The sequence below is a fragment of the Micromonospora sp. 4G55 genome, from assembly GCF_016803375.1.
Genome location: NZ_JAEVHN010000047.1, coordinates 1 through 20,262, shown reverse-complemented (window position 1 = coordinate 20,262; position 20,262 = coordinate 1). Strand labels below are relative to the sequence as shown.

Annotated in this window: 25 protein-coding genes and 1 tRNA gene; 10 read left to right on the top strand and 16 right to left on the bottom strand. The window is 69.6% G+C overall.

Annotated elements, in window-relative coordinates; all coding sequences use genetic code 11:
- The 3 genes from JNW89_RS06930 to JNW89_RS06920 form a co-directional block, all read right to left on the bottom strand.
- Positions 1-1,105: NAD-dependent epimerase/dehydratase family protein (locus JNW89_RS06930; RefSeq protein ID WP_238448208.1), on the bottom strand; the 1,105-nt coding region annotated here is incomplete at its 3' end.
- A gap of 45 nt (positions 1,106-1,150) precedes the next feature.
- Positions 1,151-1,450, bottom strand: a complete 300-nt coding sequence (locus tag JNW89_RS06925; RefSeq protein WP_238448207.1) for a hypothetical protein — start codon at positions 1,448-1,450, stop codon at positions 1,151-1,153.
- Positions 1,451-1,478: 28 nt separating this feature from the next.
- Positions 1,479-1,958 carry a DUF1772 domain-containing protein gene (locus JNW89_RS06920; RefSeq protein ID WP_238448206.1) on the bottom strand — a complete coding sequence of 160 codons (480 nt, stop codon included), beginning with the start codon at positions 1,956-1,958 and terminating at the stop codon, positions 1,479-1,481.
- Positions 1,959-2,103: 145 nt separating this feature from the next.
- On the opposite strand from JNW89_RS06920, the gene JNW89_RS06915 reads away from it, so the two are divergent.
- A tRNA-Lys gene (locus JNW89_RS06915) sits at positions 2,104-2,178 on the top strand.
- A 62-nt stretch (positions 2,179-2,240) separates the two neighbouring features.
- On the opposite strand, the gene JNW89_RS06910 is transcribed toward JNW89_RS06915, so the two are convergent.
- The gene (locus JNW89_RS06910) at positions 2,241-2,609 is read right to left on the bottom strand and encodes a site-specific integrase (RefSeq protein ID WP_238448205.1); all 369 of its coding nucleotides are present in this window, start codon (positions 2,607-2,609) and stop codon (positions 2,241-2,243) included.
- Between the two features lie 231 nt (positions 2,610-2,840).
- Here JNW89_RS06910 and mraY point away from each other — a divergent pair, with 231 nt between their 5' ends.
- On the top strand, positions 2,841-3,944 hold the full coding sequence (mraY, locus tag JNW89_RS06905; RefSeq protein ID WP_238448204.1) for a phospho-N-acetylmuramoyl-pentapeptide-transferase: 1,104 nt from the start codon (positions 2,841-2,843) through the stop codon (positions 3,942-3,944).
- A gap of 316 nt (positions 3,945-4,260) precedes the next feature.
- On the opposite strand, the gene JNW89_RS06900 is transcribed toward mraY, so the two are convergent.
- Both JNW89_RS06900 and JNW89_RS06895 read right to left on the bottom strand, forming a co-directional pair.
- Complete coding sequence (locus JNW89_RS06900) at positions 4,261-4,443, bottom strand: hypothetical protein (RefSeq protein WP_238448203.1); 183 nt, start codon at positions 4,441-4,443, stop codon at positions 4,261-4,263.
- 599 nt (positions 4,444-5,042) lie between these two features.
- Positions 5,043-5,423: a VOC family protein gene (locus JNW89_RS06895; protein WP_238448202.1), complete on the bottom strand. Its 381-nt coding sequence runs from the start codon at positions 5,421-5,423 to the stop codon at positions 5,043-5,045.
- Between the two features lie 346 nt (positions 5,424-5,769).
- Between JNW89_RS06895 and JNW89_RS06890 the strand changes: the two genes are divergently transcribed.
- Positions 5,770-6,522, top strand: a complete 753-nt coding sequence (locus tag JNW89_RS06890; protein ID WP_238448201.1) for an MBL fold metallo-hydrolase — start codon at positions 5,770-5,772, stop codon at positions 6,520-6,522.
- A gap of 220 nt (positions 6,523-6,742) precedes the next feature.
- Here the strand turns inward: JNW89_RS06890 and JNW89_RS06885 are convergent, their stop codons facing one another.
- The 3 genes from JNW89_RS06885 to JNW89_RS06875 form a co-directional block, all read right to left on the bottom strand.
- Positions 6,743-6,988, bottom strand: coding sequence for a hypothetical protein (locus tag JNW89_RS06885; protein ID WP_238448200.1), 246 nt, complete (start codon positions 6,986-6,988; stop codon positions 6,743-6,745).
- 654 nt (positions 6,989-7,642) lie between these two features.
- The gene (locus JNW89_RS06880) at positions 7,643-8,608 is read right to left on the bottom strand and encodes a phosphotransferase enzyme family protein (RefSeq protein ID WP_238448199.1); all 966 of its coding nucleotides are present in this window, start codon (positions 8,606-8,608) and stop codon (positions 7,643-7,645) included.
- A gap of 109 nt (positions 8,609-8,717) precedes the next feature.
- Complete coding sequence (locus tag JNW89_RS06875) at positions 8,718-9,344, bottom strand: MerR family transcriptional regulator (RefSeq protein ID WP_255540496.1); 627 nt, start codon at positions 9,342-9,344, stop codon at positions 8,718-8,720.
- Positions 9,345-9,425: 81 nt separating this feature from the next.
- On the opposite strand from JNW89_RS06875, the gene JNW89_RS06870 reads away from it, so the two are divergent.
- Together JNW89_RS06870 and JNW89_RS06865 are read left to right on the top strand one after the other, a co-directional pair.
- The gene (locus JNW89_RS06870) at positions 9,426-9,959 is read left to right on the top strand and encodes a hypothetical protein (protein ID WP_238448197.1); all 534 of its coding nucleotides are present in this window, start codon (positions 9,426-9,428) and stop codon (positions 9,957-9,959) included.
- Positions 9,960-10,001: 42 nt separating this feature from the next.
- On the top strand, positions 10,002-10,409 hold the full coding sequence (locus tag JNW89_RS06865) for a hypothetical protein (RefSeq protein WP_238448209.1): 408 nt from the start codon (positions 10,002-10,004) through the stop codon (positions 10,407-10,409).
- Between the two features lie 33 nt (positions 10,410-10,442).
- On the opposite strand, the gene JNW89_RS06860 is transcribed toward JNW89_RS06865, so the two are convergent.
- From JNW89_RS06860 to JNW89_RS06850, 3 genes are all read right to left on the bottom strand, one after another.
- Positions 10,443-10,622 carry a hypothetical protein gene (locus tag JNW89_RS06860; protein ID WP_238448196.1) on the bottom strand — a complete coding sequence of 60 codons (180 nt, stop codon included), beginning with the start codon at positions 10,620-10,622 and terminating at the stop codon, positions 10,443-10,445.
- Positions 10,623-10,792: 170 nt separating this feature from the next.
- Positions 10,793-11,011, bottom strand: a complete 219-nt coding sequence (locus JNW89_RS06855) for a hypothetical protein (RefSeq protein ID WP_238448195.1) — start codon at positions 11,009-11,011, stop codon at positions 10,793-10,795.
- 85 nt (positions 11,012-11,096) lie between these two features.
- Positions 11,097-12,368: an SdrD B-like domain-containing protein gene (locus tag JNW89_RS06850; protein WP_238448194.1), complete on the bottom strand. Its 1,272-nt coding sequence runs from the start codon at positions 12,366-12,368 to the stop codon at positions 11,097-11,099.
- Between the two features lie 218 nt (positions 12,369-12,586).
- Here JNW89_RS06850 and JNW89_RS06845 point away from each other — a divergent pair, with 218 nt between their 5' ends.
- The 3 genes from JNW89_RS06845 to JNW89_RS37535 all read left to right on the top strand — a co-directional run bounded on the left by JNW89_RS06845 (position 12,587) and on the right by JNW89_RS37535 (position 14,432).
- Entirely contained in the window at positions 12,587-13,015 is a 429-nt protein-coding gene (locus JNW89_RS06845; RefSeq protein ID WP_238448193.1) for a hypothetical protein, read from the top strand.
- Between the two features lie 112 nt (positions 13,016-13,127).
- Positions 13,128-13,553 carry a hypothetical protein gene (locus JNW89_RS06840; RefSeq protein ID WP_088959423.1) on the top strand — a complete coding sequence of 142 codons (426 nt, stop codon included), beginning with the start codon at positions 13,128-13,130 and terminating at the stop codon, positions 13,551-13,553.
- A 105-nt stretch (positions 13,554-13,658) separates the two neighbouring features.
- Positions 13,659-14,432 carry a DNA glycosylase AlkZ-like family protein gene (locus JNW89_RS37535; protein ID WP_306344817.1) on the top strand — a complete coding sequence of 258 codons (774 nt, stop codon included), beginning with the start codon at positions 13,659-13,661 and terminating at the stop codon, positions 14,430-14,432.
- Between the two features lie 152 nt (positions 14,433-14,584).
- Here JNW89_RS37535 and JNW89_RS06825 read toward each other — a convergent pair whose 3' ends face one another.
- Genes JNW89_RS06825 through JNW89_RS06810 form a run of 4 tightly spaced genes read right to left on the bottom strand, consistent with a single transcriptional unit; the run spans position 14,585 to position 18,984 of the window.
- Complete coding sequence (locus JNW89_RS06825; RefSeq protein ID WP_238448192.1) at positions 14,585-15,793, bottom strand: ABC transporter ATP-binding protein; 1,209 nt, start codon at positions 15,791-15,793, stop codon at positions 14,585-14,587.
- A gap of 9 nt (positions 15,794-15,802) precedes the next feature.
- On the bottom strand, positions 15,803-16,636 hold the full coding sequence (locus JNW89_RS06820; protein WP_154936139.1) for a carbohydrate ABC transporter permease: 834 nt from the start codon (positions 16,634-16,636) through the stop codon (positions 15,803-15,805).
- 1 nt (position 16,637) lies between these two features.
- Positions 16,638-17,633: a carbohydrate ABC transporter permease gene (locus JNW89_RS06815; RefSeq protein ID WP_238448191.1), complete on the bottom strand. Its 996-nt coding sequence runs from the start codon at positions 17,631-17,633 to the stop codon at positions 16,638-16,640.
- Between the two features lie 58 nt (positions 17,634-17,691).
- Positions 17,692-18,984, bottom strand: coding sequence for an ABC transporter substrate-binding protein (locus JNW89_RS06810; RefSeq protein ID WP_238448190.1), 1,293 nt, complete (start codon positions 18,982-18,984; stop codon positions 17,692-17,694).
- Between the two features lie 229 nt (positions 18,985-19,213).
- Here JNW89_RS06810 and JNW89_RS06805 point away from each other — a divergent pair, with 229 nt between their 5' ends.
- Positions 19,214-19,792 (top strand): DsbA family protein, encoded by a 579-nt coding sequence (locus JNW89_RS06805; RefSeq protein WP_238448189.1) that lies wholly within the window; start codon positions 19,214-19,216, stop codon positions 19,790-19,792.
- A gap of 58 nt (positions 19,793-19,850) precedes the next feature.
- On the top strand, positions 19,851-20,262 hold a 412-nt coding region (locus JNW89_RS06800), incomplete at its 3' end, for a VOC family protein (protein ID WP_238448188.1).

Sequence of the window (20,262 nt, the reverse complement as noted above, 5' to 3'; positions counted from 1 at the left end):
CGCCGGGCGCGGGGGTGGGAATCAGTAGGGGTTGCCGGTGGCCGGGGCGGCGGGCCTTGAGGAGGCCGGCGGGGCGGCCGGGGAGGTCGGGGGCGGTGGACATGGGTGGGGCGGTCGTTCCGGCGTGGGCGGCCATGCCGGCGAAGAGGTCCTTCAGGGCGGTGACGGCGTCCACCCTCGGGTGCCAGCCGAGTTCGGTCTCGGCGCGCTCGCTGGACATCAGCGGCGCGTTCAGGGCCAGCTCCACCCAGCCGACGTCGACCGGTTGCAGCCGGAACCGCCAGCTCAGCGCGGCGGCGGCGCGCAGCACCGGGGCGGCCACCGGGATCGTCCAGCCCTTGAAGTGCCGGGCCACCAGCTCCGGACTGAGCACCGGGTCCGCGGCGACGTTGAAGGCGCCGCGCGCGTCACCCAGAACCGCCCTGGCGTACGCGTCGGCGACGTCGTCCGCGTGCACCGCCTGCATCCGCAGCCGGCGGTTCGCGGGTACGACCGGGATGCGCCCGAAGCGCAGCAGCCGGACCGGGGCGAGCGGCCCGAGGAAGTACCGGGCGATCTCGGTGCCCGCGTCGCGCTGGAAGGTCAGCCCGGGCCGCAGCCGCACCACTCGCAGCGTCGGGTGCTCGGATTCGACGCCGTCGAGCATCGCCTCCACCTCGGCCTTGTCCCGGCTGTACGACGATCCGGGCACCCCGGTCGCGGGCCACCGCTCGCTGATCGGGTGGTCCTTCGGGCCGGGCGCGTACGTGCCGACCGACGAGGCGTACACCAGGCTGGGAACGCCGGCCCGGACGACGGCGTCGATCACCGCGCGGCTGCCGCCGACGTTGGTCCGGTAGAGCGTGCGCTGGTCGTGGCTGGGCTGGATCTGCCAGGCCAGGTGCACGACGGCGTCGGTCCCGGCGAAGAGCGCGGCGAGCTTCCCGTCCGCGCCCGGCGCCCCGATGTCGCAGGAGTGCCACTCCACCCGGTCGTACGGCTCACCGGCGTCCGGGCCGGGCAGTCGCCGGGCCACGCCGACCAGTTCCAGCCCCGACTCCGGGCGCAGCCGGCGCAGCAGCGCCGTCCCCACGTTGCCGCTGGCACCCACGATGACAATCCGCATGCCGGCTGCCGTACCCGTTGAACCGGACTCCAACCCCCGCACCGGTCAGGGGCGGGGCGACTGGCGTACCCAGCTCTTCTCCTGCTTGCGGCGGCCCTGGGTGGCGGCCAGGCAGCGCGGGCAGATGAAGCCGACCGGGTCGGCCTCGGTGAGCACGTCGGTCGAGGTGTAGTCGAACGGCACGTGCGGGAAGCGGCGCAGCCGGGTGCGGCTGAGCTGGAGCCCGCAGACGGTGGAGTTCTGGCCGGGCTGCCACGCGTGCACCTCACCGCCCGGCACCCGTGCGCCGTCGGGGCCGGTCTCCTCGCTCGACGCCGCCACGGCCGGGGTGCTGCTGATCCTCATCCGGTCCCGATTCCCCGCTCCCGCCGTTTCAGACCCGCCGGGACACCAGCGCGGCCACCAGGCAGGCGAAGGCGGCGACGTTGGTGACCGTGCGGGCCAGGTTCCACCGCACCCAGGTCGCCTCGAAGCTCTCCCGCACCGCCGCCAGGTCGGCGATCCGGTCCACCGGCCCCGCCGCGTCCAGCCCGTCGTTGAGCGGCACGTTGCACCGCATGGTGATCAGCAGCGTCGCGCCGTAGAGCACCAGCGCGGCGATCGTCCAGGCCAGCACCCGGCCGCCGGCGGTGAGGTGCAGCGCCACCGCCAGGGCGATCAGCAGCACCGCGCCGAGGAAGGTTGCCAGGAACCAGCCGTTGAGAATGCGCCGGTTGATCGACTGCATGGTCCCGACGAAGGTCCGGTCGTCGACCGCGGCCAGGCCCGGCATGACCGAGCACGAGTACGCGAAGAAGAGCCCCGCCATGAGTCCGGTGACTCCGGTGGCGGTGGCGAGGGCGATCGTTCTCATGCCGGTCAGCCTCACCCGGTGCGCCCTCTGTTGACCATGGCCGAGAGGCTCGGGGGCATGCGTGGGCGTCTGGATGCGTGGGGCATCGACGTGCGGCCGGAAGCCGGAAGGCCTCGCCGGCCAAGGTCCGGTAGCCTGAGGGCTCGGGCCGCTAGCTCAATGGCAGAGCTGTGGACTTTTAATCCATAGGTTCAGGGTTCGAGTCCCTGGCGGCCCACCATTTACCGCCTCTGAGCTGCGGGAACGCTGAGAAGAGATCATCGGGCACAACCAGGGCACAAACTAGCGGGGATCATGGCCTTCGAGCGTGCCGAGCTGCTTGGCGGCAGCCTGGCGTAGGAGCTGCCCGACGACCCCGCGCGGACGGTCCTTCTTCGGCAACCAGTGGACGTAGGTCTCCAGGGTGATCCGCAGGTTTGCGTGCCTCAGCGCCTTCTGCACGTCCTGAGGCTCGAAGCCGTTGCTCATCAGCGCGGTGGCGAAGAAGTGCCGCAGGGAGTGGAAGGTGCCTTCCTTCGGCCAGCCGGCAGCCTCGCGCCAACCAGCCCACAACTCAGCCCAGCAGCGATCGTTGATGAGCTTTCCTCTGACTGAGGTGAACAGGAGCGACACCGGGCGTACGACCCGCTCGCCGGTGGTGATGTCCGGCAAGCGGGCGTGGCCTGCAAGATCGTCGTCGGATGCGCGTCGGCGAGTTTACGGACCACGGCGCTGTGAGGTCCCGGGCTGCTCCGCTCGCCGTCGGATGGCAAGCTCATGCCTCATGATCCATGACTTCGCTCAGGACTATCTGCACCGCCAGCTCAGGTCGAGACGTCAGGCGCTGATCTGGAAGCTCGGTGGGGACGCCGTGAGAAGTCCGGATCGCGTGGAGGTTCACCCGTGAGGGCGGTCATCGTCGCGGCCGCGGCCGCGTTCATCATCTCCCTGTTCGGCACGCCGGTGGCGATTCGCGTCTTCACCGCGCTCAAGGCAGGCCAGCCGATCCGATCCATCGGGCTCGCCAGCAACCAGGGCAAGAAGGGCACGCCCACGATGGGCGGCGTCGTCTTCATCGTGGCGACCGTCTTCGCCTACGTCGCCGGGCACATCGCCCTGACCACCCTGCCCGAGCGGCAGATCGCGCAGGAGGGCCCGACAATGACGGCCCTGGTGCTGCTCGGCTTGTTCGTCTTCTGTGGCGCGGTTGGCTTCTTCGACGACTTCCTCAAGGTGCGCCAGCGCAACTCCGACGGCCTGTCCGCCAAAGGCAAGCTGCTCGGCCAGGCGATCGTCAGCGCAGGTTTCGGCATCGCCGCGCTCTACGTGCCGAGCACCAACGGCCAGACCGTGGCCAGCGAGCACATCTCGCTCATCCGCGACATCAGCTGGCTCGACGTCGGCAAGATCGGCTCGGTCATGGTCATCGTCTTCGTGATTACGGCGATGTCGAACGGCGTGAACCTCACCGACGGCCTCGACGGCCTGGCCACCGGCGCGTCGATCCTGGTGCTCGGCGCGTACGCGCTGATCGGCTTCTGGCAGTACCGGCACTGGTGCGCCGACGACGCGTACGGCCGCGTGAACGACTACTGCTACCAGGTCCGGGATCCCCTGGAGATCGCCATAATCGCGGCGGCGGCGGCCGCCGCCTGCGTGGGCTTCCTGTGGTGGAACACGTCCCCGGCGCGGATCTTCATGGGTGACGTGGGCGCGCTCGGACTCGGCGGCCTGATCGGCGGGCTCGCGGTTGTAACCCGCACCACGCTGCTTTCGATCATGATCGGCGGGCTCTTCGTCATCATCACGACGACCTGGGTGATCCAGATCGTCTCGTTCCGGACCACCGGTAGACGCGTCTTCCGGATGGTGCCGTTGCACCACCACTTCGAGCTGGCCGGATGGAGCGAGGTCAATATTGTGGTCCGGTTTTGGATCGTGGCCGGCGTCTGCGTGGCGGTCGGCCTGGGCCTGTTCTACTCGGATTTTCTGGCGGTCGTTGGATAAGAGCCACGCGACAAGCCTTTGTCGCGCCACCGACGGTGATCGACCTGGCAGCCTGGTTCCCCACCCGGGTGCCAGCTGGTCATTCGAGCATGACAGCGGCCGTGAGCTACGCGGAATTTCGGGGTGGCTGTGACCGAAGCTGTTTGGGTACCTCTTGCCTCCGGCGTCCCCGCCCTCCGTCAGCAAGACGTCAGCGAGACGCGCAACAACGGCCGACAACCGCTGGCACAACACAGCAAGGTTCTTGACGCCAACGCCACCCGCCGGCACCTATCGGCAAGCGCCCAATCCATGGAGCCGCCTGAGCGGGGCAGAGCTACAGCGACTCCCCACAGCTGCGACAGGTGGACTCGCCGTCCTCATAGATCATGCCGCAGCAGTACTTGGCGTCGCCGTCGGTCCCGTCGTCGCCCCACTCGCAGCCGAGCTCCTGATGGACGGCCAGGCCCTGCGGGTAGCCAAAGTCGACGTCACAGCTGGGGCAGACGTACGAGGTCACGAACTCATCCTCTCAAAAAGAGACCAACCCGTAGCAGCGCGGCTGCTCGCGGGTGCGAGGAGGACAGTTACTCGGGGACGCCTTCATCGAAGTAGCCGCACTGGTCGTACTCGCATGTGGCCACATCGCAGTGGCCGTCCTTGTCCTCAATACGGAGGGTCAAGTTCCCACACTTTGGGCAGCCCCAGTAGTCGCTTACGTAGCCCACCATATCTCGACCTGATCGAGACACCTGGATGGTCCAGAGAACGAACACGCTCGCCCGTTTCGCTGGACCTACGAGGGCATCCCGCTCAAGGAGGCAGTCTGCCCCCCACGGACTTCCGCAGAGCAGCACTAGTGGGTCCGTCGGCGGGTTGCTTCCTGCCGGACCGCCTCAGTGAGGTCGCGCCAGGTTCCGGCCGAGGTCTTCAACATCCGTTCCACCATCGAACGGGCGGAGGCTTCGTCGCGGAAGTCGTGCGTGACCTCTTGTCCGCCGTCGCCACCGAGGCGGCCGCGGACTCGCCAGAGATGGCCGTCGGAGACCAGCCAAATGTCGCGAGATCTTGTCGGCGGCTGCGGGGTGGCGGCTGCGTCGATCGTTTGGGCGAGGGCCGTCAGAGTGGGTCGAGGCGGCGCTTGAGCAGGCAGAACTCGTTGCCTTCTGGATCGGCGAGGACGTGCCAGGACGCATCCGCAGGCTGACCGATGTCGACGAGTTTGGCCCCGGCGGCCAGGAGGCGCTCGAGCTCGGCGTCCTGATCGCGGTCGGTGGGGTTGACGTCGATGTGCAGCCGGGCATGCCCGTTCTTCGGCTCGTCGTTGCGGATGAGGAAGATCGTCGGCTGCGGGCCGCCGAACCCTTCGCGCGGGCCGATCTCGATGTAGACCTCCTCTTCGCGATCGAGCTCTACGAAGTCCAGGACCTCGCACCAGAACCGCGCCAGCGCCTCGGGGTCGCGGCACTTGAGCACGAGCTCACCGATACGGCATGCCATTGACGAAACCTACTCTCAGCATGGGAACTGCCGGGGCGGCCGCACGCGGATCTCATGGGCTCCCCGCAGTGAGAACAAGCTCGCGATCGTACCGGGCGAGGCGAGCGGGGCTCCACGCGCCGCCGTGCCCGGCCCGTGCCCGATGGAGCGGTCAGCAGGGGTCAACAGCGGCCTGTCGCATGACATCGACCGGTTTCTCCCGTGCTCGGCAGCCAAGTGACACGACCACTCAACGCCGTGATCAATCCGGTTCCCAAGCTGACAGTGCGGGTTCGATTCGCGTCACCTGCTCCACGCTCGAAAGTCCAGGCCGGATAGATATCTGGCGGTCTGGCATTCTGTGCGGATGCGACAGGTCACCGTGCTTGGCAGTTCGGGTGCCTTTCCCGAGCCGGGCCGTGCCTGTAGCGGTTTCGCGGTGGACTGGGACGGCTTCCGCTTGGTGCTTGACCTGGGCTACGCCACGCTGCCGCGGATGCTCAGGCACTGGCCAGATGGTGCAGTGGACGCTGTCGTCATCACTCATGAGCATCCTGACCACTGCATTGACCTGCACGGGCTGTTCCGGATGCGGTTCTATGGTGAGCCTGGGCGGCCACGACTGCCGTTGTACTGCCCGCCAGGGGTGCTCGACCGGATCAGCGGCCTGGAGCCCGACGTCGACCTACATGCAGTCTTCGACATGCACCTGCTGCCCGGCAGCTACACGGTCGGGCCGTTCGACCTCACCGGACTGTCACTCCCGCACTACGTGCCCAACGCAGGCATCCGCATACAGGCCGACGGGGTTGCCTTGGCCTACTCTGGGGACACCGGCCCGGCCCCCGCGCTGGCCGAACTGGGTCGTGACGCCGACCTGTTCATCGTCGAGGCGACCGACCGCGACGGCGAGACCAGCCGCCCCACACGCAATCTACTGACCTCCACCGAGGCCGGTCTCTGGGCTCGTCGGGCGGGCGCCCGCCGATTGATGCTCACCCACTTCTGGCCAGGCAATGACCGGGCAGCCGCAGTGGCCGCCGCACAGGTGGAGTTCGACGGCGCTGTGCTGGCGGCCGAAGAAGACCTCACCCTGATGCTTGGGACACCAGATCGCTGACCGACGTGAGTAGCTGCTGACAGCAGCGGCGACAGCAACGGACCGGGACGAAGGCGGCCAGGGCAGGCCGCTCACGGACAGTTGGCCGAGGCCGCCGACGACCACGGACTCACGCGGACGAGGCGCGCAGTTCTTGTAAGCGAGTTGCCGCCGGTTCGATCCCGGGTGGCAACCACAGGCCAATGGACATTGCCGGGCACTCGTGCTTGATGCTCGTCCATCAATACCGTTCGACAAGGGTACGGCGGACTCCGGCATCGAGCATCGCCTGCGCACGGTGTTGGCCGTTGTTGTAGCCGCCTTGGAACGGCCGATATGGCCGGATGGTGTCGATTAGCAGCGACAGGAGGGCCTCGCGCTCCCAGCCACTCAAGGCCATTGTCGCGGCCTGGTGGTCGACGTAGTGCGGGATGTCCTCGTGCGGGACGCCTGCGACTTGAGCTTGGCGGACGAGCCGGATGGCCACGCTCGAAACCGTGTGCCAGTCGCCGCCGTGGTACCAGCAGCAGCCGCGGGCACCGCGATACGGTGCGCGCTGGCGGGCGAGACGGCGCCACAAGGGGGTGCCGGCGGACATGCAGGCCGCTTGGCGAAACGGAGCGGGTTTCGGAAACAGAGCGACCCACGCCGGTGCGTAGCGTTCCGGTCTCTCCTCTGGCTCAGGCTCGGGCGGTATGAAACCCGCCCCGCGGTCCCGGTCGACGTAGTCTCCTACCAGGGCGTCTACGTCCTCGTCGCGTATACGTCGCCACACCGGGCGGGACAGCCGCCGCGTCTCAGCGTCAGCAGTGAAGAGACAGCGGCAACGATCGGCGACCCGGACTCCGGCATGAAGCGCTGAATCCAGATCGGCGGCTCAGGGTCGTCTGGGAGGTACTGCTGCCAAACCGAGGAGGCGCAGCTCCCAGCGGCGTTGATCAGCGAAGCCCCTTCGCCCAGACCACGTACGGCGTCGCGAGGCCCGCCAGGATGAACACCCCGCCGAGCACAAGCCAACCAGGCACTCCCCAGGTGATGCAGAACAGTGCCAGTACGGTGGGAGCCGCCATCGGGCACGGACCCGGCACCACCGACCGCGAAAGTGCCTGCGAGACTCGCGAGGCTTTCGTCACGTCGCGGCTCAGGCCTCGTAGCGGGGGTCGGCGACGGTCTCGGCGATGCGGGTCAGCCAGTGCAGGTCGTTGGCTCGGGATTCTGGGCTGGCCTCGGAGTTGAGGATGCTGTCCAGAAGTACGGCGACGTCGTCGAGGTGCCGTTCGCTGCGGTAGTAGCTCAGCATGGTCTGGTCCGGTTCCAGCGGCCCATAGCCTCGACGGAAGAGTTCGGCGCGGTGCGCGTTGATCGGGTGGTCGCCGAAGTCCTGGCTGTAGACGAACATCAGGTCCCGCTCGCGCGGCGCGAGGATCGGCGCATCCCAGTCGACGACGTGCAGTGGACCGGCGCCGTCAGCGATCAGGTTGCCGGGGTGGATGTCGGCGTGGCAGACGACGTGTTGACCTTGCGTCACGCGGGAGGCGAGGTCGTCGACCGTTTCCGACAACCGATGCAGCGCGGCACCGTACCGGTCCCAGAAAGCGCCCAGGGCGTCGCTCGCCGCAGCCTGCCCGCCGAGGGTTCGCAGCCGTTCGCCCGCGCTCGATCGGTAGGTCTCGACCGGCAGGACCGCGGTGATGTCGGCGCTCGGCGTGACCGCATGCAGCTGCCCCAGGAACTCGCCGTACACGATCCACTGGCGGTCGGTGAGGCCGCGACCCCACAGACTGCCGCCGTCGTGGAACGGGTAGAGCAGCAGCCGGTAGTCCCCGAACCCGCGATCGGCTCCGCCGTCCGGCAGGTCGATCGGCGCTACGACCTGCCTGACGCCGTGCGCTCGGAGAAAGCCGGGCAGCAGGACGGCCGCCCGGGTGAACTCGCCGCGGCGCAGCTTCAGGAAGTAGCGCTCGCCGTCTGACGTGTCCACCCGGTACGCCCATGCGTGCCCGTCGAGCCCGACCGGCATGAACACGAGATTGACGATGTCCACGGCCCAGGCGGCGGCCACCTCAGCCGCCAGCCATCGCTCGTCGACGCCGGGCTTGTCGATCACGGCCGGAGCGTTGCAGCCGGCAGTCCGGCCGGCAAGGCAGTTTCGCCTGCACGGCGTCGCGTACGCGACGCGTCAGCCCTCATCCTCGTGTCGTGGTCCGACGAGCTGCCTAGCTGAGGCGCTGGGACGAGATGTTCTCCTGGGCCAACAGCCGCAGCGACGCGACGAGGTTCTCGCCGAGGATGGTTCCGATCACCACGCTCTCGGCGACCTGGTCGGGATCGGTCCGGGAGGCGACCGCGGCGACCTCCAGTTCGGTGAACCGCTCAACCGCCTCTGCGTAGGGGTCCAGGAGATCGACCAGGTGATCCTGGCCGAGCGATCGCAGGACGCTGATGGTTTCGACCAGGGTGGCGATCGCAGGTGAGTCCGGCTCGACGGCCCAGCCTCGCCGTTGGATGAGTTCCCGCACCTGCGCAGCGGCGGCCGTGCGTGCACTGTCGCCGGCGGTCAGTTGCCGACTCGGGGTGATGGCCCGGTGCACCACCCCGATCCGATCGTGCAGGGACAGGGTGTCGGAGTCGAGCGCTTCCAGCACGGCCCTGACTCGGGCTACCGGAACCTGGGCCAGGTCGATCATGGCTCGGATCAGGCGAAGCCGATTCAGGTGATGCTCGTCGTAGCTGGCCTGGTTGGGGCTGGTCAGCTCGCCGGGCGGCAGCAGGCCCTCCCGTAGGTAGTACTTGATCGTCGGTACCGCAACCCCTGACCGCCGACTCAGCTCCGCGATACGCATCCCTTGACTTCCTTTCCCCTTCGATGGAGAGTAGCACTATCCATAAGCAGATAGCTGCGCTATCCATTGAGAGAGAAGATCATGCTCGAAGTGATTCTGGTGCTGGCCCTGCTGGGCTTCCGCCTGCTGGGTGCGCTCGGTGTGCGTCGGTTCGCCACCTGGGCGGCGAGCGCGGCACACGCGATGGCGGTCATGCTCGTCGTCACCGCGTCCGCGCATTTCGTTCCGCCGAGCGTCACCGTGATGCCGAACCACGCCGACCTGGTCCGGATGGTGCCGCCGGTCGTGCCGTTCGCCGATGCGATGGTCTACCTGACCGGCGTGCTGGAGCTGCTGGGCGCCGTGGGCCTGGTGGTGACCGCGACCCGCTGGGCGGCCGGGATCAGCCTTGCCGCGCTCTACGTGCTCCTGCTTCCGGCGAACGTCTACGCCGCCGTCAACGATGTGTCGTTCAACGGGGATGAGCCGACTCCGCTGTGGCTGCGAATCCCCCAGCAGGTCCTCTACGTCGCCATCGCTGTCTGGGTGGCCCGATCGGCCGACAGCTCGGTGGCCCGACGCGTCCTGCGCCTGCCGCGCTCCGGCGTCGCAAGATCAGCGACCGTTGCCCGATAGCCCCTCGTCAAGCTGATCGCAAAGGAGTTCGCCGTGCAGACCATGGCTCTCAGTACCGAGTCCCGCATGATCGCCGGGGTGGTGCTACTCACCATCGTCACCATCCAGGTCGGCGGCTGGTTCATGACCCGAATCGCCCGGGGCGCTGTGCCGATGACCGACTTCCAGCGATCCTTCGCGCGTGCCGGGCACGGCCATGCCGGCGTACTGGTGATCCTGAGCCTGGTCGGCCTGCTCTATGTGGACGCGACGAGCCTCACCGGCGCCTTGCTGTGGATCGCCCGGTTGGGATTGCCCGTCGCCGCGATCCTGATGCCTGCCGGATTCTTCGCCTCTTCCGCCGGCAGGAACGCCACCGGACCCAACAGACTCGTCTGGGTGCTCTGGATCGGCGCGCTCTCCCTGGCTGCGGGGGTGATCAGCCTCGGCGTCGGGCTGCTGATCGCCTGACGAAACCAGCCGCCGCATTCCGGCTACGACTACCTACCCCCACTCCCGGCGCACCGGAGGCTCCTCCGGCTCCTCGTGCGGAGGCTCCGTGTCTGTCGTCTCGACCTGCTCCTCCCGCCCGACCCGGGGCGGCAGCTTGCCGAACCGGTCGTGTCGCTGGACCTTGAACTCCTCGTCCGCCGCCCGGTCATCGCCTTCTCGGTCCTCGCTCATCGCCGACCTCCCTCGTCAGGTCCCATTGTCCCCGCCGAGGCAGCCAGAGGTGCGTAGAGCTGGTGTCGCAGATCCTGATGCCGAGGTGTCGCGCAGATCCCGTGGCCGGGACGACGGCACCGCTCAGCCGAGCCAGAGAGCGGAAACGATGACGAGCACGGCCAGCACGATCAGGACCGCGAGCAGCGCCCCGTTGCCCCAGGTCGTCCGGACCGGGTCGGTCCGGACCGGGTCATCCCGTCGGCGAACCGCGAGATGTCCTGGACCTGCCCCGCCGCCGTCAGCCCGACCGTCTCCTCGACCTCCGGCAGCGGCGGCGGCCCCGACACCGGCTGGGTCTCGTAGCGCGGCTCGATCCGGGGCGGCAGCTGCCGGTAGCGGTCATCCATGGCCCGAGTGTCGGCTCGGGTGTCAAGAAGAGCGGGGCCTGACCGGGCGCGGAGCGCGCCGGCCAGGGCCCGGGTGAAACGCGGATCAGCCGATGCTGACCAGGCCGATGTCGAGGACCTTCTCGTCGCCCTGCGCCAGGAAGACCTGCTCGGACTGGGCCTCCTGCCACTCCGGCGTGTCGTAGGTGAGCACCACGTCGGAGTCGGTGGCGTCGTCGCCGACGTCCGGGGTGGTGAACCGGTGGGTGGTCGAGGCCAGGCCCGCCAGCAGCTGGTAGTCCCCGTCGTGCAGCGCCAGTCGGTACGTGCCGTCGGCGTTCACCGTGACGTTGCGCGCGAAGCTGTCGGCCGGCTGCACCGACAGGCTGAGCTCGCCGGTCGGCGCCGCGCCCTCGTCGGCGTCGCGCTGGCCGTCGGCGTCCGCGTCCAGCCAGACCCGCCCGGTCAGGTACGCCGGGGTGCCGTAGACGTAGCCGCCCTCGTACACGTTGCCCCACGGGTCCTCGTCGGGCGTGCTGGTGGAGACGGTGACGGTGACCGGCAGCCGGTCACCGGGCTGCCCGCCGGGCAGCACCTCGCCGCTGAAGGAGAGCACGGGAGTCTCGTCGCCCGGCGCCAGGGGGCCGTTCACGCACTCCCACTCCTGCCGTTCGACCACGGTCGTGCACTGCCAGGACGGGTCGGACTGCTCGCCGACGCCCCAGAAGAGCCCGGCCGGGGCGACCACCCGGACGCGGACGTCCTCGGCGGTCCGGGTGCCGTCGTTGGCGACGTGCAGCGGGTGCTTGACCCAGTCCCCCTCGATCACCTCGTAGCCGGGGATCAGGGACACCCCCGTCACGTAGAGGTCCGGGTAGGAGACGGTGGCGTCGTAGGTCACCGTCCGGGTGGCCGAGTTGTTCCGGGTGCTCGACTCCCGGCTGGTCGTGGTGACCGTGGCGGTGATGTCCCCCGTCTGGCCGTCGGTGCCCGGCCGGAACTGGATGTAGAAGTTGAACGGGTCAGCGGTCTGCCCCGGGGCCAGGGCCGCGTGAGTGCAGACCAACCGGGGGCTCAGCGCCGAGCACTGCCAGCTGCCCCCCAGCGGCCCCTCGCCGCCGACGTACGCGTTGTCCGGAAGGTCGACGGTCACGGTGATGCCGTCCGCGGTCGCGACCCCCGCGTTCGCGACTGTGATGTCCGTCTTGACGACCTCACCCTGCACCGGGATACGCGAACGGTCGACGGTCAGGCCGACCGTGAGGTCCGCGCGCCCGGGAGCGGCCGACGCGGGGTTCGCGACGGCCACCGAGCCGAGGGTGGTGGAGAGGGCGACCAGCGCGAGAGCCGCGCCGGAACGTCTGTGGAGGATGCGCATGCAACTCCCTGTCCGAAGGTGACGGTGCTCGTGCTCCGAGCACCGCGGTGATCGGGCCGCAGCCAAGATCACCGATGCTTCCGGGCAACAGGCGATATGGACGGTCCGGGCGTTACACGCCGTGGGGGAGGAAATGGTCGCCGCTTCGTCACCTGTCGGCGGCGCCCGACCCCTGGTTGTCTCAGCGGCGAAAGATCACCACAGAGAGCAGGGCTGACATGTCGATCCTCCGCCGTTCCCTCGCCGCCACGGGTGCGCTCCTCGCCGCCGGCGCCGTCACGCTGGTCGACGCGTCGCCGGCGCTGGCCAGCACGCCGTCGAGTTGCTCCAGCGTCCGCCAGATCGGCACCACCCGGGTGCTCACCGTCGGTGGCGTGCAGGCGGCCTCGGTCAAGCAGTACTACGGCTGCGGCTACAACTACGCCTACATCTACGTCTGGGAGCAGTACCGCGCCACCCACTCGAACTGGGACCTCTACGTCCACGTGATCAACGAGTCGGACAGCGGCACTGACTACGGCGTGGGCCAGCTGAGCAACACCACCCGCGCCGAACTGTGGGGCGCGCCCGCCAACACGGCGTCCTACTGCACCCACGTGACGGGCTACCTCAACAGCACGGGTGGTTCGACCAGCACCGTCTGCTGACCGCTGATCCACGACGCCCGCCGGAGACAGCCGGCGGGCCCGTCCGGCCGTCCCGCATCGCAACCGGGGCGCCGACCCAACCGAGAGACCTACCCCGAAAGGAACACCCGGTATGAAGTTCACCATGCGGAAGGCGCTCGGCGTGGCCGCGGCGGTCACCGCGCTCACCGTCGCGCTGCCCAGCCCGGCCATGGCGTCCGACTCGTACCACGTCATGAACACCGGCGACGCGTTCGGCGGCGGCATCTTCGACTACAGCGGCGAGGCGTACTTCACCGAGCACGGCGACATCCTCAAGATCTGCGACACCGACGCCGACGGGTACGCGGTGAAGATGTTCGTCAGCCTCGACGACGCGTACGGGGCACCGCTGTACGAGTTCAGCCGGGGCGGGGAGGGCAACTGCGCCACCCACCAGGCCAGCGAGGGTGGTGCCTACAACCTGCCGGAGAACCGTTACATCGGCTTCCTGTTCTGCCGGTGGAAGGACGGCCACGACAGCGAGTGCCGGGCCTTCCGGTTCTACAACGACTACTGACCGGGCCGGGGCGTCCCGGTCGCCGGGGCGCCCCACCACGGGAAGTGTCCTGCAGTGCGCACGGCCGACACCACGCTGGCGACCCATCGGTAGCATTCAGCGGCGATGGTCCACAGCGAGCAGTCGGTGACGCACGGCCCGGGCGCCGCCCTCGGGGTCGACGGCTGCACCGACGCCGTCGAGGTGGGGCGGGGCGGCTTCGGCGTCGTCTACCGCGCCTGGCAGCCCGACTTCGCCCGCTGGGTGGCGGTCAAGGTGCTCGCCGCCGACTGGCACGGCCCGTCCCGCGCCCGCTTCGAGCGGGAGCTGCGGATGCTGGGCCGGCTCTCCGACCACCCGCACATCGTCACGCTGCACCAGGCCGGCCGCACCGCCGCCGGCAACCCGTACCTGCTGATCGCGTACGAGGAGGGCGGCTCGCTGGGTGACCGGCTGCGCGGCGGCGCGGTCGGCGACTGGCGCGAGGCGGACGCCCGGCGGGGCATCGCGGTGGCCGGCGACGACCTGGCCACGGTGGAGGTGGACGGGGTGCCGGCCGTGCTCGACGCGGCGCTGCTCGACGCGCCCCGCACCCCGCGCGACGACGTGCTGGCGCTGCCCGGGTTCGACGAGTACCTGCTCGGCTACAAGGACCGCACGCTGATGCTCGACCCGGCGCACCGGCAGGCAGTGGTCCCCGGCGGCAACGGCGTCTTCCAGTCCACGATCGTGCGCGCCGGGCGGGTGGTCGGCACCTGGAAGCGCACCATCGCCCGGGCCCGGGTCACCGTGACCGTGCGGCAACTGACCCCGTTCGACGACTCGATGCGCGGCCGGGTCGAGGCGGCCCTGGCCCGGTACGCCGACTTCCTCGGCCTGCCCCTTCATCACTCCCGGTGACCGCGGCTCCGCGCGACGCGCCTCGTCACGATCGGTAACCGGGCTGGCCTCCGGCCGCGTGACGCCGAGCGACCCGCCACGGACCGCCTCCTGACTCGCCGCGAGAGGGGCCGGGGTGCCACACACACCCACCGGCCCCTCGGCGACGACCGTCAGTCGGCCAGCGCGCCCGCGGCCCGACCCTCGTGCAGGGTCAGGTTGCGCCCGCTCGACGGGTCGAACAGGTGGATCTTCTCCAGGTTGAACCAGACCCGGCGGCTCGTGCCCTCCCTCACCGGGGACTCAGCCGACAAGCGGGTGACCAGGCTGGCCCCGGTGCCGGTGAAGTCGGCGGCGCCGGCGTCGGCGGCCAGCTCCTCCAGCTCGGCGGCGCTGGCCCGCTCCCCCTCGACCGTGAAGTAGACGTACTTGTCCGAGCCCATCGACTCGACGATGTCCACCGGCGCCTCGAACTCCATGCCCCGGCGGCGGGTCTCGTCGTCGACCAGCTCGGCGTCCTCGAAGTGCTCGGGACGGATGCCGAGGATCAGCTCGCGGGGAGCGTCGGCCCCTTCGAGCTGCCGGCGGACCCGGTCGCCGATCGGCACGTCGCCGAGCGCCGTCCGCAGGGTGCCGTCGGAGACCGCCGCGTGCAGGAAGTTCATCGACGGGGAGCCGATGAAACCGGCGACGAAGAGGTTGCGGGGGTGGTCGTAGAGCTCCTGCGGCGGGCCGACCTGCTGCACCGCGCCACCCCGCATGATCACCACCCGGTCGCCGAGGGTCATCGCCTCGGTCTGGTCGTGGGTGACGTAGACGGTGGTGGTGCCGAGCTGCTTCTGCAGCCGGGACACCACGGTACGCATCTGCACCCGCAGCTTGGCGTCCAGGTTCGACAGCGGCTCGTCCATCAGAAACGCCTTGGGCTGGCGGACGATGGCCCGACCCATCGCCACCCGCTGGCGCTGGCCGCCGGAGAGGTTGGCCGGCTTGCGGTCCAGCAGCGCGGTCAGCTCCAGGACCTTGGCCGCCTCGTCCACCTTCTGGTTGATGGTCTCCTTGTCCAGCTTCTGCAGCCGCAGCGGGAAGGCCATGTTCTCCCGGACGGTCATGTTCGGGTAGAGCGCGTACGACTGGAACACCATCGCGATGTCCCGGTCCCGGGGCGCCTTGTCGTTCACCCGCTGCCCGGCGATGCGCAGCTCGCCGGAGCTGATGTCCTCCAACCCGGCGATCATGTTGAGGGTGGTGGACTTCCCGCAGCCGGAGGGGCCGACCAGGATGACGAACTCGCCGTCGGCGATCTCCAGATCGACGTCCTGCACCGCCACGGTCCCGTCCGGGAACCGCTTGCTCACCTTGTCGAGCACGATGTCAGCCACGACTACCACCTATCCCTTGACTGCGCCGGAGGTCAGTCCGGAGACGATGCGGCGCTGGAAGAAGAGCACGAACAGGATGATCGGAATGGTGATCACCACGGCGGCGGCACAGATCGCCCCGGTGGGATCCTCGAACTGCGACTCGCCGGTGAAGAACGACAGCGCCACCGGCACCGTGCGGGCCCGCTCGGTGGAGGTGAGCGTGATCGCGAAGAGGAAGTCGTTCCAGCAGAAGATGAAGACCAGGATCGCCGTGGTGAACAGGCCGGGCGCGGCCAGCGGGGCGATCACCCGCCGGAACGCCTGGCCCTGGGTGGCGCCGTCCATCTTCGCCGCCTTCTCCAGGTCCCACGGGATCTGCTTGAAGAACGCCGACAGGGTGTAGATCGCCAGCGGCAGCGCGAAGGTGATGTACGGCAGGATCAGGCCCGGCCAGGTGTCGAAGAGGCCGAGCTGCCGCTCGATCTCGAACAGCGGCGACACCAGCGACACCTGCGGGAACATCGCGATCAGCAGGGAGACGCCGACCAGCAGCTTCTTGCCGGGGAAGTCCAGCCGCGAGATCGCGTACGCGGCCATCGCCCCGAGCACCACCGCGACCAGCGTGGCGATCAGCGCGATGCCGATCGAGTTGACCAGCGCCCGGACGAACTGGTCGGTGTCGAAAATCGTCCGATAGTTGTCCAGCGTCCACTCGCGAGGGATGAACTTCCCGTCGGTGAGGGTGGCCGGGGTCTTGAACGACAGCGAGGCGATCCAGAGCACCGGGATCAGCGCGAAGACGACGACGATGACGTCCAGCAGACCCCAGCGCAGCTTCGCCCGGGTGGTGGTTTCAGCCATGTCAGCGCCTCTCCCCGTCGTCGCTGCCCGGGGCAGCGGTACCGAACAGCTTCACGAAGACGAAGGCGATGATCGCCACGGTGAGGAAGATCAGCACCGACATCGTCGAACCGATGCCGAGGTTGAGGCCCCGGATCAGGTTGTTGTAGGCGAGCATCGACACCGAGGAGGTCTCGTTGCCGCCCGCCGTCAGCACGAAGATGTTGTCGAAGACCCGGAACGCGTCCAGGGTGCGGAACAGCAGCGCGACCAGGATCGCCGGCTTCATCACCGGCAGCATCACCTTGGTGAACCGCTGCCAGGCGGTCGCTCCGTCGGTGGAGGCGGCCTTGAGCAGGTCCTCCGGGACCAGCGCCAGCCCGGCCATCAGCAGCAGGGCCATGAACGGGGTGGTCTTCCAGATCTCGGCCAGCATGATGATCGCCAGCGAGCTGGCCCGCTCGGTCAGCGGCGCGCTGCCGTCGAAGAGGTTGGCCAGGTAGCCGGTGCCGGGCGTCCAGGCGTACCGCCAGGAGAAGGCGGCCACCACCGTGACAATGCCGTACGGGATCAGCGCCGCGGTGCGGACGATGCCCCGGCCGACCAGCGTCCGGTGCATGATCAGCGCCAGCCCCATGCCGAGCACCAGCTCGACCGCGACGGTGACCACCGTGATCAGCATGGTGACGCCGAACGCGGTCCACCAGAACTCGTTGGTCAGCACGGTGACGTAGTTCTCCAGCCCGATGAACTCGCGCTGGTCGGGGAAGCGCAGGTCGAAGCGCTGCAGCGACAGCCAGACCGAGTAGATGATCGGGTAGGCGGTCACCAGCAGCATGACCAGCGCGGCCGGGGCGCATAGCAGCCAGCCCAGCCGGCGCTCGGCCTTCTTGTTCTCGCTCAGCGGGGTCTTCGCCCGGCGGCCGGCCCGCTGGGCGGGCACCGCCGCGTGCCGGCCGGTGGTCCGCTCGGCCTCGGCCGCGACCTCCGCCCCGGTGGGAGTGGCGTTGATGCTCATGCCGTCACCTCCGGACGGTCGCCGCCACCGGTCGGCCGGCGGCGCTGGGTTCGCTCGGTCACGGCAGGACCCCCTTGGACTGGAGGGCGTCGGAGATCGCGTCGCGCAACTCGTCGGCCGTCCGGTCCGGCTGGATCGCCGACGGCGGCGACAGGATCGCCGACATCACCGTGGAGATGCTCTGGTACGCCGGGGTCAGCGGTCGGACCGCCGGCTCCTTGAGCTCGTCGAGGATCGTCTCCTTCATCGGGTACGCCTCGGCCATCTCCGGGTCGTCGTAGACCTTCTCGATGGTCGGCGGCACGCCGTCGTTGATGGCGGAGAACTTCTGGTTCTTCTCGTTGCGGATGCACCTGGCCGCCTCGAAGGACTCCGTCGGGTGCTTCGAGTAGGCGCTGACCGCCATGTTCACCCCGCCGATGGTGACCTTGCTCGGGGTGTTCGCGTCGATGCCCGGCACCCGGGCCCACTTGACCTTCTTGGCCAGCTCCGGGTCCGCCTCCTGCAACGCCGGGTAGACGAAGGGCCAGTTGACCTGGAAGGCGCCGCCGCCGGCCTGGAACTCCAGCCGTACCGGGTCCTCGGTGGCGTTGCTGAACGACGGTGAGGCCACGCCCGACGTGGCGAACCGCTTGAGCTGGTCCAGCGCCTTGACCGTCCCGTCGTCCATCACGGCCTGCTTGCCGTCGTCGCTGATGATCTTCCCGCCGGCGCTCTCGGCCAGGGTGTTGTAGAGGACGACCAGTCCCTCGTACTGGGCGCCCATGGTGAGCACCTGGTACGGCTTGCCCTGTCCCTTGAGGTCCTGGGCTGCCTTGATCATGTCGTCCCAGCTGGTCGGGGCCTGCGGCACCAGGTCACTGCGGTACCAGAGCAGCTGCACGTTGGTGTTCTTCGGGGCGGCGTAGAGCTTGCCCTCGTACCGGGCGGTCTCCAGCGGGCCGGTCAGCGTGCCCTGCTCCACCTCGGTCTTGTCCTGGCCGGTCCACTCGCGGATCCAGTCGGCGCTGGCGAACTCCTGGGTCCAGGTGACGTCGAGGCCGAGCACGTCCATCCCGGTGTCGTGCGCGGCCAGCCGACGGACCATCTGCACCCGCTGGTCGTCGGCCTGCCGTGGCAGCACCCGGTAGGCGATCCGGTAACGCCCCTGTGCCTGGGCGTTGCAGTCGTCGACCACCTTCTGGAGGTTCTGCTCCGGCGGGTAGTACAGGTTGATCGTGGGCGTACCGCCGCTTGCGCCATCGGAGCCGCACGCCGCCAGTGGCGCGACCAGCGCCAGCGCGGCGGCCGCCGCCCCGAGCCGGACGCCCGGACGGCGCCGATGTCGGATCGCTTCGGGGTCTGTCGTCATCGCCCTCCCCCTTTCCTCGGCGAGAGACCGGGGGAAGGCCCGTGCCCCGGCGCACGGCGAGACGGCCCGGGCGGTGGGCGGAATCGCGCCAAGTCCGGGCGTTTCGTGCGCCCACAGTGCCCGACCCGCGACACCGCGAAACCTCAGCGTGACGATGCGCATTGTCCGGGGCGCGGGTGTGGTAGATCACCGCGGTGCGGATCGATCGGCCCCGCCGTAGGCTCGGCCGATGGATGCGACCTTCTTCTTCGACCCCGCCTGCCCGTGGACCTGGCGCGCCTCGCGCTGGCTGGTGCGGGTCGCCGAGGCCCGGGGGCTCAGCGTCGAATGGCGGGCGTTCAGCCTGGCGATCCTCAACGAGGGCAACGTCCCGCCGCAGTTCGCCGACGCGCTGACCGCGTCGAGCCGGGCGCTGCGGCTGGTGGAGGCGCTGCGCGCCCAGGGCCGTCCCGAGGACGTCGCCCGCTTCTACACCGAGCTCGGCGCGCGCAGCCACGACGCGGGCACCCCGCTCGCCGCGTCGATCGTGACCACGGCCGTCGACGCGGCCGGGCTGGGCGAGGCGGCGCCGGCCCTCGACGACGAGCGCTGGGACCAGGCGGTACGCGAGTCGCACGCCCTGGCGTACGCCTCGGCGGGCCCGGACGTCGGCGCGCCGGTGCTGATGGTGCCGGGCGCCGAGCGCGGCATCCACGGGCCGATCCTGACCGAGGTGCCCGAGCTCGACGACGCGCTGACCATCTGGGACTCGCTGCTGCCGCTGCTGCGGATCCCGGCCTTCCACGAGGTCAAGCGCGGCCGCCGCTGACCTGCCCCGGCCGGCGGCGGGGCGGCGCGTTGTCGGGCCCGGCGGGCATGATGACCGGATGATCGCGCGCTTCAAGGATCTCTGCATGGACGCCGCGGACCCCCGCTCGCTGGCCGGGTTCTGGGCCCGGATCCTCGGTGGCGAGGTGCTCGACACCGGCGACGGCGACTTCCGGGTCGACCCGCGGCCGGGCGGGGCCGGGCCGGAGTCGATCTGGGTCAACCGGGTGCCCGAGCCGCGTACCGGCAAGACCCGGGTCCACCTGGACCTGCGACTGGCCGACGCCGACCCGGCGGCGCTGCGGGCCGCGGGCGCCCGGCTGGTGCGGGAGCCCGACGCCGAGATCAGCTGGTGGGTGCTCGCCGACCCGGAGGGCAACCAGTTCTGCGCGTTCGCGCCGCGCGGGGGCAGGCGGCCCGGGCCGTTCGAGCTGGTGGTGGACAGCGCCGACCGACCGCCCAGGCCACCTG

What these genes read in the sequence shown, in the direction of transcription:
- JNW89_RS06890 (WP_238448201.1), top strand. Translation starts at nt 5,770, where the DNA reads ATGCGACAGGTCACCGTGCTTGGCAGTTCGGGTGCCTTTCCCGAGCCG.
- JNW89_RS06805 (WP_238448189.1), top strand. Translation starts at nt 19,214, where the DNA reads ATGGATGCGACCTTCTTCTTCGACCCCGCCTGCCCGTGGACCTGGCGC.
- JNW89_RS06820 (WP_154936139.1), bottom strand. Translation starts at nt 16,636, where the DNA reads ATGGCTGAAACCACCACCCGGGCGAAGCTGCGCTGGGGTCTGCTGGAC.
- JNW89_RS37535 (WP_306344817.1), top strand. Translation starts at nt 13,659, where the DNA reads ATGGTCCACAGCGAGCAGTCGGTGACGCACGGCCCGGGCGCCGCCCTC.
- JNW89_RS06850 (WP_238448194.1), bottom strand. Translation starts at nt 12,368, where the DNA reads ATGCGCATCCTCCACAGACGTTCCGGCGCGGCTCTCGCGCTGGTCGCC.
- JNW89_RS06875 (WP_255540496.1), bottom strand. Translation starts at nt 9,344, where the DNA reads ATGCGTATCGCGGAGCTGAGTCGGCGGTCAGGGGTTGCGGTACCGACG.
- JNW89_RS06925 (WP_238448207.1), bottom strand. Translation starts at nt 1,450, where the DNA reads ATGAGGATCAGCAGCACCCCGGCCGTGGCGGCGTCGAGCGAGGAGACC.
- JNW89_RS06870 (WP_238448197.1), top strand. Translation starts at nt 9,426, where the DNA reads ATGCTCGAAGTGATTCTGGTGCTGGCCCTGCTGGGCTTCCGCCTGCTG.
- JNW89_RS06845 (WP_238448193.1), top strand. Translation starts at nt 12,587, where the DNA reads ATGTCGATCCTCCGCCGTTCCCTCGCCGCCACGGGTGCGCTCCTCGCC.
- JNW89_RS06855 (WP_238448195.1), bottom strand. Translation starts at nt 11,011, where the DNA reads ATGGATGACCGCTACCGGCAGCTGCCGCCCCGGATCGAGCCGCGCTAC.
- JNW89_RS06860 (WP_238448196.1), bottom strand. Translation starts at nt 10,622, where the DNA reads ATGAGCGAGGACCGAGAAGGCGATGACCGGGCGGCGGACGAGGAGTTC.
- JNW89_RS06920 (WP_238448206.1), bottom strand. Translation starts at nt 1,958, where the DNA reads ATGAGAACGATCGCCCTCGCCACCGCCACCGGAGTCACCGGACTCATG.
- JNW89_RS06815 (WP_238448191.1), bottom strand. Translation starts at nt 17,633, where the DNA reads ATGAGCATCAACGCCACTCCCACCGGGGCGGAGGTCGCGGCCGAGGCC.
- JNW89_RS06810 (WP_238448190.1), bottom strand. Translation starts at nt 18,984, where the DNA reads ATGACGACAGACCCCGAAGCGATCCGACATCGGCGCCGTCCGGGCGTC.
- JNW89_RS06895 (WP_238448202.1), bottom strand. Translation starts at nt 5,423, where the DNA reads ATGGCATGCCGTATCGGTGAGCTCGTGCTCAAGTGCCGCGACCCCGAG.
- JNW89_RS06840 (WP_088959423.1), top strand. Translation starts at nt 13,128, where the DNA reads ATGAAGTTCACCATGCGGAAGGCGCTCGGCGTGGCCGCGGCGGTCACC.
- JNW89_RS06865 (WP_238448209.1), top strand. Translation starts at nt 10,002, where the DNA reads ATGGCTCTCAGTACCGAGTCCCGCATGATCGCCGGGGTGGTGCTACTC.